The sequence below is a fragment of the Variovorax brevis genome, assembly GCF_030317105.1.
Taxonomy (GTDB): Bacteria; Pseudomonadota; Gammaproteobacteria; order Burkholderiales; family Burkholderiaceae_C; genus Variovorax; species Variovorax brevis.
In genome coordinates, this window is the sequence record NZ_JASZYG010000001.1 from 1,051,115 (window position 1) to 1,067,997 (window position 16,883).

Here is a 16,883-nt window from a genome sequence, read left to right on the forward strand (position 1 = left end):
CAGGAGCCAACGGATGACAACGAAACATGACAAGCCGATCCTCGTGACCGGCGCCGCCGGCGACGTCGGCGGCATCGGCCGCAACGTGACGGCGCTGCTGCTCGCCAAGGGACATCGCGTGCGCGCCCTGGTGCGGCGCGAGGATGAGCGCGCCGATGCACTTCGCGAGCTCGGCGCCGAGGTCGTGCAAGGCGACCTGACCGACCTGCATTCGATGCACCGCGCCATCGAGGGCTGTGCCCGCGTCTACTTCGGCATGTCGGTGTCGGCTGCCTACCTGGAAGCAACGGTCAACACCGCCGCGGTCGCACTGCACCACGGCGTTGAAGCCTTCGTGAACATGTCGCAGATGACGGTGACGCAGATGAGCATCACCGAGTCCACCGAAAGTCCCCAGCACAAGCTGCACTGGCTGGCCGAGCAGGCGCTGGCCTGGTCGGGGTTGCCGGTGGTCACGGTGCGCCCGACCGTCTTTCTGGAGGGCTTCTTCCTGCGCTTCGCGGCGGCCGGCGTGCGTCGCGCCAACGAACTCGCGTTGCCGATGGGCACCGGCAAGACATCGCCGATCTCGGCTGTCGACGTCGCGCGCTCGGTGGCTGCGATCCTCGACGATCCGGCACCGCACATCGGGCAGGTCTACAACCTCACCGGGCCCGAGTCCGCCGATCTGGCGCACTACGCGCATGCGTTCTCGCAGGCACTGGGCCGCAGCATCCGCTACCGTGACGTGCCGCTGGAACCATGGAGTCGCAAGCTGCTCGAAGCGGGCCTTCCGGCGCATCTGGTGCAGCACGTGTCGGCCATGGCCGCGCTCAACGTGCAAGGTCGCTACGACCGCATGAGCGACGATGTGGCGCGCCTGACCGGCGAGGCGCCGATGAGCGTGCACGACTTCGTCAAGCTGCACGCCGCGAGCTTCACGGCGCGAGAAGCTGTGTCCTGAAGGCTTGTTCCAGCCCATGAAGAAAGGCCAGCGGCTCGCGCCCTGGCCTTTTTTATTCTTCACGGACCGGCACGTTCGCGCTGGCCTTCCTGCAGGCGATTCACGAACTGCTCGGGGCCGCAGCACCTGGCCGCGAAACGCCTCTTCGGCAGTGAACTCTGCCGATGCGCCTTCTTCAGAAGATCTCGAACAGCCCCGCCGCGCCCATGCCGCCGGCGATGCACATCGTCACCACGCCCCACTTGGCCTTGCGGCGGCGCCCTTCGAGCAGGATGTGCCCGGCAAGCCGCGCGCCCGTCATGCCGAAGGGGTGGCCGATGGAAATGGCACCGCCGTCCACGTTCAGGCGCTCGGCCGGGATGCCCAGCGTCTGCTGGCAATAGATGGACTGCGAAGCGAAGGCTTCGTTGAGTTCCCACAGGTCGATGTCCTCGACCTTGAGGCCAAAGCGCTGCAGCAGCTTGGGCACCGCGAACACCGGGCCGATGCCCATTTCGTCAGGCTCGCAACCAGCCACCGCCATGCCGCGGAAGGCGCCCAGGGCTTGCAGGCCCAGGCGCTCGGCCTCCTTGGCTTCCATCATCACGCAGGCACTGGCGCCGTCGGACAGCTGCGAGGAATTGCCCGCGGTGATGAACTTTTCGGCACCCTTCACAGGCGCCAGCTTGGCCAGCGACTCATAGGTGGTGCCGGCGCGATTGCAGGTGTCGTGGTCCACGGTCACCTGCTTCTTGCTGACCTCGCCGGTGTCCTTGTCCTTCATCGCCATGGTGGTGGTGATGGGCACGATCTCCTCGCGATAGCGGCCGGCCTCCTGCGCCTGTGCGGTCTTGCGCTGGCTTTCCACGGAGAAGTGGTCCTGCGCCTCGCGGCTGATGCCGTAGCGCTGCGCCACGATGTCGGCGGTGTCGATCATCTCCATGTAGAGCTGCGGCTTGTGTTCGACGATCCACGGGTCCAGCCCCGAGCTGCCGTCGTCGCGCGTTCGGATGCCGGAGATGCTTTCCACCCCGCCCGCGATCATGGCCGGCGCGCCGTCCACCACGATGCGCCCGGCGGCAATGGCAATGGCCTGCAGGCCCGAGGCGCAGAAACGGTTGACCGTGGTGCCGGCGATGCTGAGCGGCAATTCCGAACGGATGATGGCCTGCCGCGCGATGTTGCGGCCGGTGATGCCCTCTGGATAGCCGCAGCCGAGGATGGCGTCCTCGATCAGCGCCGGGTCGACACCCGAACGCTCGACGGCGGCGCGCACCGCGAAGCTGGCCAGCGTCGGGCCGGGCGTGATGTTGAGTTCGCCGCGGTGCGACTTCGTGAGTGGCGTGCGGGCGGTGGAGACGATGACGGCCTGGCGCATGAGCTTGTCCTTGAGGTTTCAGGTGACGCCGCCCTCCCCCTGTCCGGGGGATGCGGCAGGGGTGGATGAGTTCAGCCTTGCGGCTGGTTGAGGCTCGAGAAATCCTTGCCCTCGGCCACGAGCTTTTCAAGCAGCGGTGCGGGCTGCCAGAACAGCGGGTTTTCCTTGGCGAAGGCGCGGATGTCTTCCAGCACCTTGGGCAGGCCCACCATGTCGGCATACTTCATCGGGCCGCCGCGGTGGCGCGGGAAGCCGTAGCCGTAGAGGAAGGTCACGTCCACGTCCAGCGGGCGCAGCGCGATGCCTTCGGCCACGACCTTGGCGCCTTCGTTGATCATCGCGGCCATGTAGCGGCGCATGATCTCATCGGCCGTGAACTTGCGCGGCGTGACGCCCTTCTTCTGGCGTTCCGCATCGACGATGGCCAGCACTTCGGGATCCTCCTGGCCGGCGCGTGCGCCTTGGGGATACAGGTACCAGCCGCGGCCGGTCTTCTGGCCGAACCAGCCGCGCTCGCAGATGCGGTCGGCCATCTCGACGTAGCGCGCCTTCGGGTCGCGCGTGGCGGCCTTGCGCTTGCGCGTGGCCCAGCCGATGTCGCCGCCAGCCAGGTCCGAGACCTGGAAGGGGCCCATCGGGTAGCCGAAGCCGCGCACCGCGGCGTCGATCTCGTAGGGGCTGGCGCCGTCTTCCAGGATGTGGTCCGCGGCCTGCCGGTACACGGCCAGGATGCGGTTGCCGATGAAGCCGTCGCACACGCCGGCACGCACCGGCACCTTCTTCATGCGCTTGGCGAGCGCGAAGGCGGTGGCGACCACGTCGGCACTGACCTTGGCGGGCACCACGATCTCCAGCAGCTTCATGATATTGGCCGGGCTGAAGAAGTGCAGGCCCACCACGTCCTGCGGGCGCGAGGTGCTGGCGGCGATGGCGTCGATGTCCAGGTAGGAGGTGTTGGTGGCCAGCACGGCACCGGCCTTGCACACGCGGTCCAGTTCCTTGAACACGGCCTTCTTGACCTCGATGTCCTCGAACACCGCTTCGATGACCAGGTCGACGTCGGCGAACGCGGCGTAGTCGGTGCTGCCGGTGTAGCGGGCCATCACCGCGGCCTTCGCCTCGGGCGTCATGCGGCCCTTGGCGATCAGGCCGTCGTAGACCTTCTCGACATTGGCGCGCCCGCGATCGATGGAAACCTGGTCGCGCTCGACCATCACCACCGGCAAGCCCGCGTCGAGCGCGGAAACGGCGATGCCCGCACCCATGGTGCCGCCGCCGACGATGCCCACGCTTTCCAACTTGCGCGGCTGCGCGGCCTTGGCCTCGGGCACCTTGGCCACTTCGCGCTCGGCGAAGAAGGCATGGATGAGGCCGGCGCGCTGCGGGCTGTCGATGCAGGCGAGGAAGGCCTCGCGCTCCAGCTTCACGGCCTCTTCAAAGGGCTTGTCGAGCGTGGTCTGCACGGCCTCGACGATCTTCATCGGCGAGAACAGGCCGCGCGACTTCTTCGCCGTGTCGGCCTTGGCAGCGTCAATCGCGGCCTGCGCGGCGGCGCGGTCGGCCAAGGCCTGCGCGTCGCGCGTGCGGCGCACGCCGGCGCCCTGTGCCAGCAACTTGTTGGCGTGGGCCAAGCCGGCGGCCTGTGCGTCATCGCCGGCGGCCAATTCGTCCACCAGGCCGAGTGACAGCGCTTCCTTGGCCTTCGCGTGGCGGCCGCTGAGCATCAAGTCCAGTGCGGCCTGTGCGCCGACCAGGCGGGGCGCGCGCACCGTGCCACCGGCACCGGGCATCAGGCCCAATTGCACCTCGGGCAGGCCCAGCTTGGCGTCCTGCAAGGCCACGCGGTAGTGTGCGGCCAGCGCGATCTCCAGGCCGCCGCCCAGCGCGGCGCCACGGATGGCGGCGACCACCGGCTTGTTGCACGCTTCGATGCGGTTGCACACCTCGGGCAGCGAAGGCGGCTGCGGCGCCTGGCCGAATTCGCGGATGTCGGCGCCGGCCACGAAGTTGGCGCCCTCGCCCACGATGAGGATCGCCTTCACATCCGGATCGACGTCGGCGGCTTCGATGGTTTCCTTCAGGCCGCGGCGAACCGCCGACGAGATGGCGTTGACGGGCGGATTGCCGATGGTGATGCACAGCACGTCGCCATGGCGGGCGCTGCGTACGACATCGGCGGGTGCGGAAGTGGGGGTCATCAGGTTGTCTCCAAAGCACGGTGGCCGCAAGCGGGTCTTGCCGCGATTCTGATATGGCAATCCAATATCTACAATTGCAGCGTTGATTGACACACTGTCAAGTCCTGCTTGACGGTGGAACCCACATGGACCAGAACGCCCTCTCCTTGTTTGTCGAGATCGTCGAAGCCGGAAATCTCAGCGAGGCCGCGCGCCGCCTGCGCATGAGCCGCGCCAACGTGAGCCACCGCCTCGGCCAGTTCGAGCGCAGCCTGGGCCAGCAACTGTTGAGACGCACCACCCGCCGCATCGAACCCACCGAGATCGGCCTGCGACTGTACGCGCACGGTTGCGCCATCCGCAACGAGCTGCAGGCCGCCAGCGAATCGGTGGCATCGCTCGGCCAGAGCCTGCAGGGGCGCGTGCGCTTGTCGGTGCCCAGTGGTTATGGACAGCTCGTCATGTCCGATTGGCTGGTGGAGTTCAAGCGCACCTATCCCGGCATCGTGCTGGACGTTGTGTTCGAAAACCGGGTGGAAGACCTGATGCGCGAGGAAATCGACATTGCCGTTCGCGTGATGTCCGAGCCGCCGCAGAACCTGGTGGCGCGCGACATGGGCCCGGTGCACTACGTGGCATGCGCCAGCAGCGCGTGGGCGCGCGAACACGGCTTGCCCGCGCAGCTGGAGGATCTGCGCCACGTGCCGCTGATCACCTCGGCCGTGCAGGGGCGGCAACTGCGCGTCTCAGCCTACCTGGGGCAGGATCGCCACGAGGTGCTGCTGGAGCCGACGCTCATCTCCGAGAACTTCCTCTTCCTGCGCAAGGCGATCCTCGCGAGCCTTGGCGTGGGCATCGTGCCGGACTACGTGTTCGAGTCAGAGCTGCGCAACGCAGAAGTGGTTGCCGCGTTGAGCGAGTGGCGCCTGTCGATCTTCGGCACGCACATGTACATGCTCTACATGCCGGGCCGCCACCGCACGCGTGCTGCCACGACCTTCATCGAGTTCATGCTTGCCAGGGCGAGGCCGGCGCGGGACGGCGCTTGAAGGAACGGCGAAATGTTCGCCATCGCGCGAGCACATCACCATCCTTTTTCCCCACAGCACCCACGGCGTACCGCGATTTTTCCGACGGATCACTTCGCGCCTGAAACGTGCAGCGCAGGGCCTGTCATCCAGGCGAGATCTGGAATGCTTTCCTTATTTCCATCTCAGTGCTCGCAGATGCCGCAAATGGCATCGAGCTTCTTGAGGGCCGCGCCAAGCACCTTGGTGTGCCCGGCGCCCCAAGGATGCGGCCGGCCACCACGCTCCTTCCAGTCGAATGACTTCGGCTGGAATGCAAGCACATAACCCACTTCGCCTTTGGGACCTTTCACGGCCAACGCGAAGGGGTTGTCCGCGTTGTATTCGGCGTGCGTCATCGGCAAGCCAATCACGATGCCTGTCCTGGCGTTGAACGCGACCGGGGAGATCACCAGCATGGGATGCTCGTTTTTCATCTCCTTGCCGGCGTGCGGGCTGTGGGCGATCCAGATGATCTCGGCGCGCTCGGGCACCCACAGTGCGGACTGTCTTGCCATCAGCCGATCACCTCGGCGCCGACCGGCGCGAAGGCCATCGCTTCGCCGCCGTGGCGCTTCGGATCGAATGCAGCAAGCATGTCCTCCAGCGTTGGCTCCGTCTCGGTCTCGATGACGATCCGGCCCGGCTTTGCAATCACGCGCACAGCCGTGCCTTCGGCGACGCCTGCGGCCTTTGCCATCGGCTTGGTCAGGCGCAGCGCAAGGCCGTTGCCCCACACGCTGATATGGCTCACGGAAGTTGTCATGGGTATCTCCTGTTCGGTTGATACCATTGTATCCACGAATCCATGTCGTGTCTACGCTCGTATCGACAAGCAATCCCGCGTCGCCCAGCGCGGGCGAGAATCAGTTCGTTCCCGATCAGGGAGTCGCCATGAATCGCGACCCCGCCCCTTCCATGAAGGAAAGCACCAATAGCGAGAGCCTTGCAGTCATTGACATTCTCGGCATAGCATCGCCCGCGGACAAATCCGCCCCGACGCGGTCCGCTGGAGAACGAATCCCGAACTCCAAAAACCAGATCGAATTGGAGACAACATGCTCAAGGCTGGTCGTTCCGCACTTTGCTGTGCATCTACTTTGGTAGTTGCCGCCACGCTCGCGTTGACTGCAACGCACGCCACCGCGCAGGAGAAGAAGAAGCTGGCGTTCATCGTCAATGCGTCTTCCGATTTCTGGAAGCTGGCCGAGGCCGGCGTCAAGAAGGCGCAGGCCGAGTTGCCCAAGTACGAGCTTCAGTTCAGGTACCCGGCGCAAGGTACCGCGGCGCTGCAGAATGCGTTGATGGACGACCTGGTCGCCGCCGGCACCAGCGCGATCATGATTTCCTCGGTCGATCCGAAGACATCGGTCGATGCCTTCAACCGGATCGCCAAGCAGGTGCCGCTGTTCACGACCGACAGCGACGCGCCGAACAGCAACCGCATCGCCTATCTCGGATCGTCCAACACGCTGGCCGGGGAGCAGGCTGGTGAGGTCGCCGTGAAGGCCTTGCCCAAGGGCGCCAAGTGCATGGGCTTCGTCGGCTTCCTCGGCGCGGACAACGCCAAGGAGCGCATTGCCGGGTTCAAGAAGGCCGTCGCTGGCAAGGGCATCGAACTGGTCGACGTGCGCGGTGACGACGTCGACTTCGCCAAGGCGCGCAGCAACGTCGACGACGTGCTGGCGGCCAAGCCTGACATCAATTGCATGGTCGGCTTCTACTCCTACAACCCACCGAAGATCTACGAAGCGCTGAAGTCGGCGAACAAGCTCGGCAAGATCACGGTGATCGCGTTCGACGAAGACCCGATCACGCTGGGCGCCGTCAAGGACGGCAGCTTTGCAGGCACGGTCGTGCAGCAGCCCTACGAATGGGGCTACCAGGGCATGAAGCTGATGGCCGCCTACCTGGAAGGCGACAAGTCCAAGATCCCGGCGGACAAGCTCATCATCGTGCCGACCAAGGTCATCGACAAGGCCAACGTCGACGCGTTCTCGGCGAACCTCAAGGCGACCCTGGGCAAGTAGTCAGCGTGCATGCCAAGCCGGTGCGGGCGACCACGCCGGCTTTGTCTTGTCTGCCTGCACGATGACCGAACCCTTTCTTCGACTCGCCGGAATCACCAAGTCCTATCCCGGCGTGACGGCGCTCGACCGTGTCTCGCTGGAGGTGTCGCGTGGCGAGGTCATCGGCCTGGTCGGAGAAAACGGCGCCGGCAAGTCGACGCTGATGAAGGTCCTGGGCGGCGTGGTCGCGCCGTCGTCCGGGGCCATTCATGTCGATGCGAATCAGGTCGACGCCTTGTCGGTGGCCGACGCAATCGCCGCCGGCATTGCCTTCGTGCACCAGGAACTCAACCTGTTCGAGAACCTCGATGCGGCGGCCAACGTGTTCATCGGTCGCGAGCCGCTCCATGGCGGCTTTCTCAAGCTGGTCGATCGCAAGAAGCTGCACGAGCAGACGCGCCCTTACCTCGACGTGCTGGGCGTGGACTTCACGCCGGACACGCCGGTCTCCGAGCTGTCCATCGCGCAACGCCAACTGCTGGAGATCGCCAAGGCCCTGTCCTTGAACTCGCGCCTGGTGATCATGGACGAGCCGACCTCCAGCCTGACGCTGTCCGAGACCGATCGCTTGATGCGCGTCATCGCCGACCTGAAGGCCCACGGTGTCAGCGTCATCTTCATCTCGCACCGGCTGAACGAACTGTGCGAATGCGCGGACCGCGTCGTCGTGCTTCGTGACGGCAAGAACGTCGGCGAACTGGCGCGCGACCAGATCTCGCACGCGGCGATGATCCGCATGATGATCGGCCGCGACCTCAAGGCGCTTTACCTGCCGCCTGCCTCGCCGCCCGGCGCCGGAGTGCTGGAGATCGATGCGGCGCAGACCCACACATGGCCCGGACGACCGGTGTCGCTGACGCTGCGGCGCGGTGAGATCCTGGGCATGGCGGGCCTGATCGGCGCCGGCCGCACCGAACTGGCGCGCGCCTTGGCGGGCATCGACACGCTGGCCGCCGGCGCGTTGACGCTCGACGGCGAAAGGGTCAGGTTCGCAACACCGCGCGACGCGATCGAGTGCGGCATTTTCCTGGTGCCCGAAGACCGCAAGCAGTGCGGCCTTCTGCTGGACGATTCGATCTGCGAGAACATTCTGCTGCCCAATCTGCCGCGATGTTCGACGGCCGGGCTGGTGCAGGAGTCCGTGGCGCTCGCGATGTCCGAGCAGCAGAAGAAGCGGCTCGGCATTCGCGCGGCAAATGTTCGAGTCCACACCGCAACGCTGTCGGGCGGCAATCAACAGAAGGTCGTGCTCGCCAAGTGGCTCACGATGAACCCGCGCGTGCTGATCTGCGACGAGCCGACACGCGGCGTCGACGTCGGCGCCAAGAGCGAGATCTACCGCATGCTGCGCGACCTGGCCGACGCCGGCGTCGCCATCCTGATGATCTCCAGCGACATGGAAGAAGTGATCGGGGTCAGCGACCGCATCGCGGTGATGCACGAGGGCGCCATCAGCGGTTTCCTCGATCGGTCCGGGTTCAGCGAGCACGAAGTCCTTCGGCTCGCGGTCGGCAAGGCGGTCCATTGAGAGGCTTGCACAAGAAATGCTCAAAAAAGACATTGGCCTGCTGATCCTCATCCTCGTCGTCGGCACCGTCGTCGCGATCATCAACCCGCTGTTCATCTCGCCGATCAACATCGCGAACACCGCGAATCTCGTCGGCCTGTTCGGCATCTTCGCGATCGGGCAGGCGTTCGTCATCATCACCGGCGGCATCGAGCTGTCGGTGGGTTCGATCATTGCGCTGCTGGGTGTGCTCTTCGTCGACCTGATGGTGAACCACGGCGTGCCCTGGCCGCTGGCGCTCCTGGCGATGCTCGCGCTCGGCGCCGTGATGGGGCTCGCGCACGGCCTGCTCATCACCAAGCTGCACCTGCAACCCTTCATCGTGACGCTGTGCGGCCTGTTGATCTATCGCGGCGCGGCACGGTACTACACCGCCGACGGCACCGCGGGCTTCGCCTTCGGCGACAGTTTTCCGACGCTCGAATGGCTGACGACCGGCCGCACCCTCGGCATCCCGCATTCGATGTACGCGTTCGTCGTGATCGCGGTCGTCATGTGGGTCGTGCTGCACCGCTCGGTGTTCGGGCGCTACCTGTTCGCCGTCGGCAAGAACGAGGAGGCGGCGCGCTATTCGGGTGTGCCCACCAACGTCGTGATCGTCGCGTCCTATGTGATCTGCGGCGTGCTGACTGCCATCTCGGCCATCTTCTTCGCGATGTACACGCGATCGATATCGCCTTCGTCGCACGGCAACTTCTACGAGCTCTACGCGATTGCCGCGTCGGTGCTGGGCGGCTTCTCGCTGCGCGGCGGCGAAGGTTCGATCGTCGGTGTCGTGCTCGGGACGATCCTTCTGCAGATCCTGCAGAACCTGGTCAACCTGCTGGGCATCCCGAGTTCGCTCAACTTCGCGGTGATGGGGTCGGTGATCCTGATCGGCGTGCTTGCCGATACGCAGTTCGCGGAATTCCGCAAGCGCAAGGCCGCGGCCAAAGGGGCAGCGGGACGCGCGGGGTAGCAAGCGCCCACGCACCGCTTGCGCAATCGCGAGCGAGGATGGTAGAAACGGCGGGCCAGCGATCGGAGAATCGGGCGGGATGGTGAAGGTGGGTAAATCCAGGGGACCTTGCCAATGTCTTTGCGCCCAGTCGTGCCCGCGCGGATATCGCGCGCAAACCGTGCGGTTCGCCAACGGCTCGCGCCATTCACGGCCGTGTCCGCGTATGTGGTCGCAGGCACGATTGCATCGTTGAATTCCAGGCTTGCGAGAGCCGACTGCGTGCCCAACCCGCCAGCCAACGGGCAAACCGTCACCTGCACCGGCCCCGCGCCGACCACCGTGCCACTCGATGCGTCCGCGGCATCCAATGTGACGGTCAACGTCAACGCGGACGCCGTGATCACCGGGACCACCAACCTCATCACGCTGGGTGCGGGCGCGCAGCTCAACAACTTCGGGAGCATTCAACCGGTTGCGCAGACCATCGGTGCCGTGGCGCTTGGCGAAAACAGCACGTTGCGCAACTTCGGTACGCTTGCAACCTCAGGGTTCAATGCGCTGACCTTCGCCAGCATCGGGGCCAACAGCGTGCTGCGCAACGAAGTCGGCGGGCGGATCATCGTCAACGGCGACCTCGCCACCGGCCTGATCGCCTCCAACACCGACGGCAACCAGCTGATCAACGCAGGGCAGATCACGCTGAATACCGTCCAGGGCTCGGGGATGTTCAGTCAGATGAGCAACCGGACGGTGCTCACGAACACCGCCACCGGCGCGATCGAATCCAACCTCGACCAAGCCTTCGGGATGGCGGCCATCTCCGGAGCCGGCCACGTGTTGCGCAACGACGGCACCATCGTCACGCGGGGCCAGGGCTCGCACGGGATGCTCCTCGTCCAGACGACCGGCTCGTCGATGACCAATGCCGGATCGATCACCACGTCGGGCGGCAGTTCGGAAACCGAGAATCGCGCCTTCGGCATGTTCGTGGCCAACGGACAAAGCAACACGCTGCTGAACTTGGCCGGCGGCGTCATCACCGCCAGCGGGATCGGCTCCAGCGCGATGGAAATCGCCGAGAGCACCGGCATCCTGCTGCGCAACGAGGGAACGCTGAACGTCAGCGGCACGGGCGCGCATGGTCTCTACGTGCTGACCGGCGGGGGCAACACGCTGGAGAACCGCGGCACCGTCAACACCAGCGGCCAGCGCGGCAACGGCATGCGCGCGGACGATGGCAGCAGCACCATCCTCAACAGCGGCGATCTGCTCGTTGGCGGGCGCGATGCCTTCGGTGTCTTCATGCAGGGCGACAACAACACGCTGCTGAACAGCGGCACGATCCGGGCATCGGGCGACAATGCCGATGGGGTGTTGTCCAACACCGTCGCGGGCGCCTTCGTGACGCGGATCGAGAACACGGGCTCCATCATCAGCGAGCGCAGCTTCGGGGTGCGTGGCGTGAACGGCCGGGAGAACGTGATCAATTCCGGCGTCATCCGCAGCGATGTCGGCACCGCGATCGACCTGCGCGCGGGTAATGACACGCTGACCTTGCGAACGGGCTCGCAGGTCACGGGCCTTGCCGAAGGCGGCACGGGAACTGATGGCGTGATCCTCGAAGGCTCGGGCACCGCCTCCAACGCCTTTGCCAACTTCGAGACCTTGCGGATGACCGGGAGCGACTGGACCTTTTCAGGCAGCGGTGCATTCGGCAACACCCAGGTCGAGAGCGGCGCGCTGCGCGTGAGCGGCACGCTGACCAGTCCGGTGACCGTGCAAGCCGCCACCCAACTGCACATCGGCACCGGCGCGGCGAGCGGCAGCGTAGCGGGCAACATCACCGACAACGGTGCGGTGGTGTTCAATCGCAGCGATGCGGTGAGCTATGGCGGCGTCATCAGCGGCACCGGGTCGGTGACGAAGAACGGCGCGGGCGTGCTGACCCTCACGGGCAGCAATACCTACGGCGGTGCGACCATCATCAACCAAGGCGTGCTGGCCTTCAGCAGCCCCAGCAACCTGGGCACGCTTGGCAACCCGATCGTGTTCGATGGCGGGACGCTGCGCTACCTGGCATCGGCCTTCGGCTTCATTGGCCGCCAGGTGAACCTGCTTTCAGGCGGCGGCACCGTCGACACCAACGGCTTCTCCAGCGAATACCGCGGCGTTGCGAGCGGCGTCGGCGGCATGACCAAGATCGGAGCTGGCACGCTGTCGATCACGGCCAGCAACACTTACACCGGCGGCACGACCATCAGCGGGGGCACGCTGCAAGTGGGATTGGGTGGCACCACGGGGAGCCTGGTGGGCAACATCGCCAACAACGCTGCCTTGAGCTTCAACCGCAGCGACGCCCTCACCTATTCGGGCGTCATCAGCGGAACCGGAACCCTGACCCAACTCGGCACCGGCACGACGACGCTCACGGGCGCGAACACTTATACGGGCGCGACGACCGTCAGCGCCGGTACGCTGCGCGTCAATGGCTCGATCGGCAGTGCAGTGACCACCGTTCAGAACAACGCGACGCTCGGCGGCACCGGCAGCATCGCCGGCTCGGTGACGGTGCAGAACGGCGGCCACCTCGCACCCGGCGCCAGCCCCGGTACGCTGACCATCGGCGGCGACCTGTCGCTCTCCGCCGGCTCCGTGCTCGACTACGAACTGGGCCAGGCCAACGTACCCGGCGGGCCGTTCAACGACCTGACGGTGGTGGGCGGCAACCTGCAACTCGATGGCACGCTGAACGTCACGCAGTCGGCTGGAGGCAGCTTCGGCGCAGGCGTCTACCGGTTGATCAACTACAGCGGCGCCCTGACCAACCAGGGGCTGGACCTGGGCGCGATGCCCGCCGGCGGCGGTCCGTTCTTCGTGCAGACCTCGGTGGCGAACCAGGTGAACCTGGTCAACACGCAAGGCCTCACGCTCAATTTCTGGGACGGGAACAACAGCGCGCTGTTCAACAACGTCGCGGTGAATGGCGGCACGGGCACGTGGCTGGCAACGCCCGCGAACGATGCATGGACCGAGAGCAGCGGCACCGTGAATGCGCCGTGGCAGCCAAACGGCTTCGCGATCTTCCAGGGCGCGCCGGGCACCGTGACGGTGGACAACAGCGCGGGCGCAGTGACCTTCAGCGGCGCACAGTTCGCCGTGGATGGCTACACGATCAACGGCCAGCCACTGACGACCACGACGGCCGACACCATCATCCGCGTGGGCGACGGCACGGCTGCCGGCGCCGCGATGACCGCCACGATCGGTGCAGTGATCCAGGGCAGCGGCGGCCTGGACAAGACCGACATCGGAACGCTCGTTCTCACGGCGGCCAACACGTACACGGGCAACACCACAGTCGACGGCGGCACATTGAGCGTGCGCGGTGGCGCCATCGGTTCGCCCGCTGCAAACGTGATCGTCGGCAATTCGGGCAACGGCAGCTTGCGGATCGAAAACGGCGGGCAGGTCATCGGCGACACGAGTACCGTCGGGGCCAACTCGGGTTCGCAAGGAGCCGTGGTGGTGACGGGCAGCGGCTCTGCGTGGACCACCAACAGCGGCCTCACGATCGGCGACGTCGGCGCGGGCTCGCTCACCGTCGAGAACGGTGGGGTCGTCCAGAGTGGGTTCTCGCTCGCGGCATTCCAGGGCGGCGCAACGTCCACCATCCGCGTGAGCGGCGTCGGCTCGCGCTGGACGACCAACTCATTCCTCAGCCTGCTGTCCGGCACGGGCACGATGACCATCGACCAGGCAGGCGAGGTGCGCGCCGGCAGCGTCGTGATCGGGGAGAACGCGGGCGCGCAAGCGACAACCACAGTCAACGGGCCGGGTTCGGTCTTGGTGAGCGACTCCACCTTCGAAGTGGCGCGCGCCGGCACTGGCTCGCTGACGGTTTCCGGCGGCGCCACCGTAACCAGCGCGCAAGGCTTTGTCGGGCGCGTCGCCGGTGGCGTGGGCAACGCCGTCGTCACCGGCGCTGGTTCGAGTTGGATCAACACGGGGCCTGACCTGACCGTTGGCAACGGCGGGACTGGAACGCTGACGATCAACGAAGGTGCGACCGTCAGCGCGCCCGCGACCTACGTCGCCTTCTTTCCGGGATCGGTGGGCACGCTGAATATCGGTGGAGCGAGCGGCAGTGCGGCTGCTGCGCCGGGGCTGCTCGACACAACCACCGTGGCGCTGGGCGACGGCACGGCCACGATCAACTTCAACCACACGTCAACGGGCTTCGAGTTTGCACCGCTGATGACTGGCACCGGCAGCGTCAACGCGCTGGCGGGCACCACGATCCTGACGGCCGACAACAGCTACACCGGTGCAACGACGATTGCGGCACCTGCCACGCTGCAACTGGGCAATGGCGGCACGACGGGCAGCATCACAACGGACGTGGCCAACGATGGCACGCTCGCCTTCAATCGTTCCGATGCAATCACCTACAGCGGCCTCGTCTCCGGCGCCGGGCGGGTCGTCCAGCAAGGCACAGGCACGCTGAAGCTTGCACCGTCGGCAGCCGGCGGCAACACCTACGCGGGTGGCACCGTGATCCAGCAGGGCGTGCTGGCCATGCCGGCCGACAACGTCCTCGGCGCGCCGACCGGCGGCGTGACCTTCAACGGCGGCGCGCTGCAATGGCTCGGCAGCTTCGAGCTGGCTGCGACGCGGCCCGTGTCGATCGAGGCCGGCGGCGCCACGCTGGACACGCAAGGCTTCGAAGCCATCGTCGAGCAGGGCATGACAGGGGCAGGCGCCATGACCAAGACTGGCGCAGGAACCTTGATCCTGCAGGGCGCCAGCACCTATGGCGGCGGCACGACGGTGAACGCAGGAACGCTCGTGGTCGGCGACGCGGGCAGCCCCGGCGCTGCGCTTGGTGGTGGCGGCACGGTCGTGGTCAACGCGGGTGCAACGCTGGGCGGCTACGGCAGCGTGACCGGTGACGTGGTGAACAACGGCGTGCTCAAGGTCGCCGATGCGATCGGGGGTGCAACAGTTGCGCCACTCGCCAGCAACGTGTCCACCAAGCTGAGCCTCCAGTTGCTCGCCAAGCCCGCGATCCTGGCCGGTGGGAATGGCAGTTTCACCATCAACGGCACGCTCCAAAACGCGGGCCTGGCGCAGATCGGCGCCGTCAACGGCACGCCCGGCAATACGCTCACCGTCAACAACTATGTCGGAGCGCCCGGCAGCCGTGTGGCGCTCAACACCTTCCTGGGCGCCGACAACTCGCCGTCTGACAAACTGCTCATCAACGGCGGCAGTGCGAGCGGGGCATCGACGCTGCAGGTCACCAACACGGGCGGCGGCGGCGCGCTCACGACAGGCGACGGGATCGTGCTCGTCGATGCGGCGAATGGCGCGACGACTGCGAGTTCGGCGTTTGCGTTGGGTGGCGCGCGACTCGCGGCCGGCGCGTTCGAATACCTGCTGTTCAGGGGCGGCGCGAGCAATGGCCAGAGCTGGTATCTGCGCACGACCTTGCCGCCGTCGTCAGAACCTCCTCCGCCCCCACCCCCTCCTCCGCCACCGCCTGCGCCGCCGCCTGCAGACCCGACGTTGCCGCCGCCACCTCCCGCACCTGCGCCGCCCACACCAGCCCCGCCTGCAACGCCGGCGCCTCCCCCCGTCGGCGAGGCCCCGCCGACGGCGCCCCCACCCCCCGTTGGCGCGCCGCCTTCCATCGTGCCACGCGTCCTGCTGCCCAACTACCGCGTCGAAGTCCCACTCGACATGTCCGTCCCCGTGCTCGCAAACCGCCTCGGCCTCGCCATGCTCGGCACCTACCACGACCGGGCCGGTGAAGACAGCGTGACCGCGACGGGCGAAGGCCCCAGCCGCATGGGCGCCTGGGGACGCGTGTTCGGCGCCAGCGGCGACGCCCGCAATGGCAGCGGCAGCACCAACGCCGATCGCTACGACGACTTCACACGCAACGGCCCTTCGTACGACTACAACGAGGCAGGCGTGCAAACCGGCATCGACCTGCTGCGCCGTGCCGACGCGACAGGCCAAAGCGATGTTGCTGGCGCCTTCATTGCCATGGGACACATCGACAGCAACGTCGATGCCATCTACGGCGGCAAGGCCGGCACGGCTTCGATGTACGGCTATTCGCTCGGCGGCTACTGGACGCGCAAGGGCACTTCAGGCTGGTACGTCGATGGCGTGCTGCAGGGCACGCGCTACGACAGCGTCAAGACGCAATCGATCTTCGGCGAAAAGCTTTCGACCGACGGCTGGGGCGTGGCGGCCTCGCTCGAAGGCGGCTACCCCTTCGCACTCGCACCGGGCTGGGCGCTCGAGCCGCAGGGCCAGCTCGTCTATCAGTGGACGAAGCTCGATGACGGCGCCGACAGCTTCGGCCGCATTTCCTTCGACGACACCAGCACCTTCTATGGCCGCATCGGTGCCCGGCTGACGCGCCGCATCGCGCAGGGCAGCGACCTGCAAGACCTCACGGTCTGGGCACGCGTGAACGTCTGGCATGCCTTCGACTCCGACGCCACGACCACCTTCACGAACCTGCAGGGCTTCAATCCGGTGGCGCTGAGTGCACCGCTTGGCGCGTCGACGTGGGCGCAGGTCGGCGTCGGCCTGTCAGGGCAATTCGCGCGCAACATGAGCGCGTTCGGCTCCGTCGACTACAACCGCTCGCTCAGCAATGGCGACAGCCACGGCTGGAGCGGCCGCGTGGGCGTTCGCTACAAGTGGTAGCTTGAAAGCGCCACGCCACGTACGTGGAGGTACGTGGTCG

General features: G+C 66.4%; 10 protein-coding genes. 6 read left to right on the forward strand and 4 right to left on the reverse strand.

Annotation, left to right across the window (positions count from 1 at the left end):
* Positions 1 to 13: 13 nt before the first annotated feature.
* On the forward strand, positions 14 to 943 hold the full coding sequence (locus QTI66_RS04555; protein ID WP_286557751.1) for an SDR family NAD(P)-dependent oxidoreductase: 930 nt from the start codon (positions 14 to 16) through the stop codon (positions 941 to 943).
* Positions 944 to 1,118: 175 nt separating this feature from the next.
* Here QTI66_RS04555 and QTI66_RS04560 read toward each other — a convergent pair whose 3' ends face one another.
* Both QTI66_RS04560 and QTI66_RS04565 read right to left on the reverse strand, forming a co-directional pair.
* Entirely contained in the window at positions 1,119 to 2,300 is a 1,182-nt protein-coding gene (locus QTI66_RS04560) for an acetyl-CoA C-acyltransferase (RefSeq protein ID WP_286557752.1), read from the reverse strand.
* A gap of 71 nt (positions 2,301 to 2,371) precedes the next feature.
* The gene (locus QTI66_RS04565) at positions 2,372 to 4,498 is read right to left on the reverse strand and encodes a 3-hydroxyacyl-CoA dehydrogenase NAD-binding domain-containing protein (RefSeq protein ID WP_286557754.1); all 2,127 of its coding nucleotides are present in this window, start codon (positions 4,496 to 4,498) and stop codon (positions 2,372 to 2,374) included.
* A 125-nt stretch (positions 4,499 to 4,623) separates the two neighbouring features.
* Here QTI66_RS04565 and QTI66_RS04570 point away from each other — a divergent pair, with 125 nt between their 5' ends.
* Complete coding sequence (locus QTI66_RS04570; protein WP_286557755.1) at positions 4,624 to 5,526, forward strand: LysR family transcriptional regulator; 903 nt, start codon at positions 4,624 to 4,626, stop codon at positions 5,524 to 5,526.
* A 164-nt stretch (positions 5,527 to 5,690) separates the two neighbouring features.
* On the opposite strand, the gene QTI66_RS04575 is transcribed toward QTI66_RS04570, so the two are convergent.
* Both QTI66_RS04575 and QTI66_RS04580 read right to left on the reverse strand, forming a co-directional pair.
* Positions 5,691 to 6,062 carry a type II toxin-antitoxin system PemK/MazF family toxin gene (locus QTI66_RS04575; RefSeq protein WP_286557756.1) on the reverse strand — a complete coding sequence of 124 codons (372 nt, stop codon included), beginning with the start codon at positions 6,060 to 6,062 and terminating at the stop codon, positions 5,691 to 5,693.
* Positions 6,062 to 6,310, reverse strand: a complete 249-nt coding sequence (locus tag QTI66_RS04580) for an AbrB/MazE/SpoVT family DNA-binding domain-containing protein (RefSeq protein ID WP_286557758.1) — start codon at positions 6,308 to 6,310, stop codon at positions 6,062 to 6,064. The genes QTI66_RS04575 and QTI66_RS04580 overlap by 1 nt, the downstream gene beginning before the upstream one ends.
* A 292-nt stretch (positions 6,311 to 6,602) precedes the next feature.
* Between QTI66_RS04580 and QTI66_RS04585 the strand changes: the two genes are divergently transcribed.
* The 4 genes from QTI66_RS04585 to QTI66_RS04600 all read left to right on the forward strand — a co-directional run bounded on the left by QTI66_RS04585 (position 6,603) and on the right by QTI66_RS04600 (position 16,843).
* Positions 6,603 to 7,574, forward strand: coding sequence for a sugar-binding protein (locus tag QTI66_RS04585; RefSeq protein ID WP_286557759.1), 972 nt, complete (start codon positions 6,603 to 6,605; stop codon positions 7,572 to 7,574).
* 61 nt (positions 7,575 to 7,635) lie between these two features.
* Positions 7,636 to 9,141: a sugar ABC transporter ATP-binding protein gene (locus tag QTI66_RS04590; protein WP_286557760.1), complete on the forward strand. Its 1,506-nt coding sequence runs from the start codon at positions 7,636 to 7,638 to the stop codon at positions 9,139 to 9,141.
* Between the two features lie 16 nt (positions 9,142 to 9,157).
* Complete coding sequence (locus QTI66_RS04595; protein WP_286557761.1) at positions 9,158 to 10,138, forward strand: ABC transporter permease; 981 nt, start codon at positions 9,158 to 9,160, stop codon at positions 10,136 to 10,138.
* A gap of 261 nt (positions 10,139 to 10,399) precedes the next feature.
* Complete coding sequence (locus QTI66_RS04600) at positions 10,400 to 16,843, forward strand: autotransporter outer membrane beta-barrel domain-containing protein (protein WP_286557762.1); 6,444 nt, start codon at positions 10,400 to 10,402, stop codon at positions 16,841 to 16,843.
* The last annotated feature ends 40 nt before the right edge of the window (positions 16,844 to 16,883 follow it).

What these genes read in the sequence shown, in the direction of transcription:
- QTI66_RS04575 (WP_286557756.1), bottom strand. Translation starts at nt 6,062, where the DNA reads ATGGCAAGACAGTCCGCACTGTGGGTGCCCGAGCGCGCCGAGATCATC.
- QTI66_RS04565 (WP_286557754.1), bottom strand. Translation starts at nt 4,498, where the DNA reads ATGACCCCCACTTCCGCACCCGCCGATGTCGTACGCAGCGCCCGCCAT.
- QTI66_RS04560 (WP_286557752.1), bottom strand. Translation starts at nt 2,300, where the DNA reads ATGCGCCAGGCCGTCATCGTCTCCACCGCCCGCACGCCACTCACGAAG.
- QTI66_RS04570 (WP_286557755.1), top strand. Translation starts at nt 4,624, where the DNA reads ATGGACCAGAACGCCCTCTCCTTGTTTGTCGAGATCGTCGAAGCCGGA.
- QTI66_RS04580 (WP_286557758.1), bottom strand. Translation starts at nt 6,310, where the DNA reads ATGACAACTTCCGTGAGCCATATCAGCGTGTGGGGCAACGGCCTTGCG.
- QTI66_RS04555 (WP_286557751.1), top strand. Translation starts at nt 14, where the DNA reads ATGACAACGAAACATGACAAGCCGATCCTCGTGACCGGCGCCGCCGGC.
- QTI66_RS04595 (WP_286557761.1), top strand. Translation starts at nt 9,158, where the DNA reads ATGCTCAAAAAAGACATTGGCCTGCTGATCCTCATCCTCGTCGTCGGC.
- QTI66_RS04585 (WP_286557759.1), top strand. Translation starts at nt 6,603, where the DNA reads ATGCTCAAGGCTGGTCGTTCCGCACTTTGCTGTGCATCTACTTTGGTA.
- QTI66_RS04590 (WP_286557760.1), top strand. Translation starts at nt 7,636, where the DNA reads ATGACCGAACCCTTTCTTCGACTCGCCGGAATCACCAAGTCCTATCCC.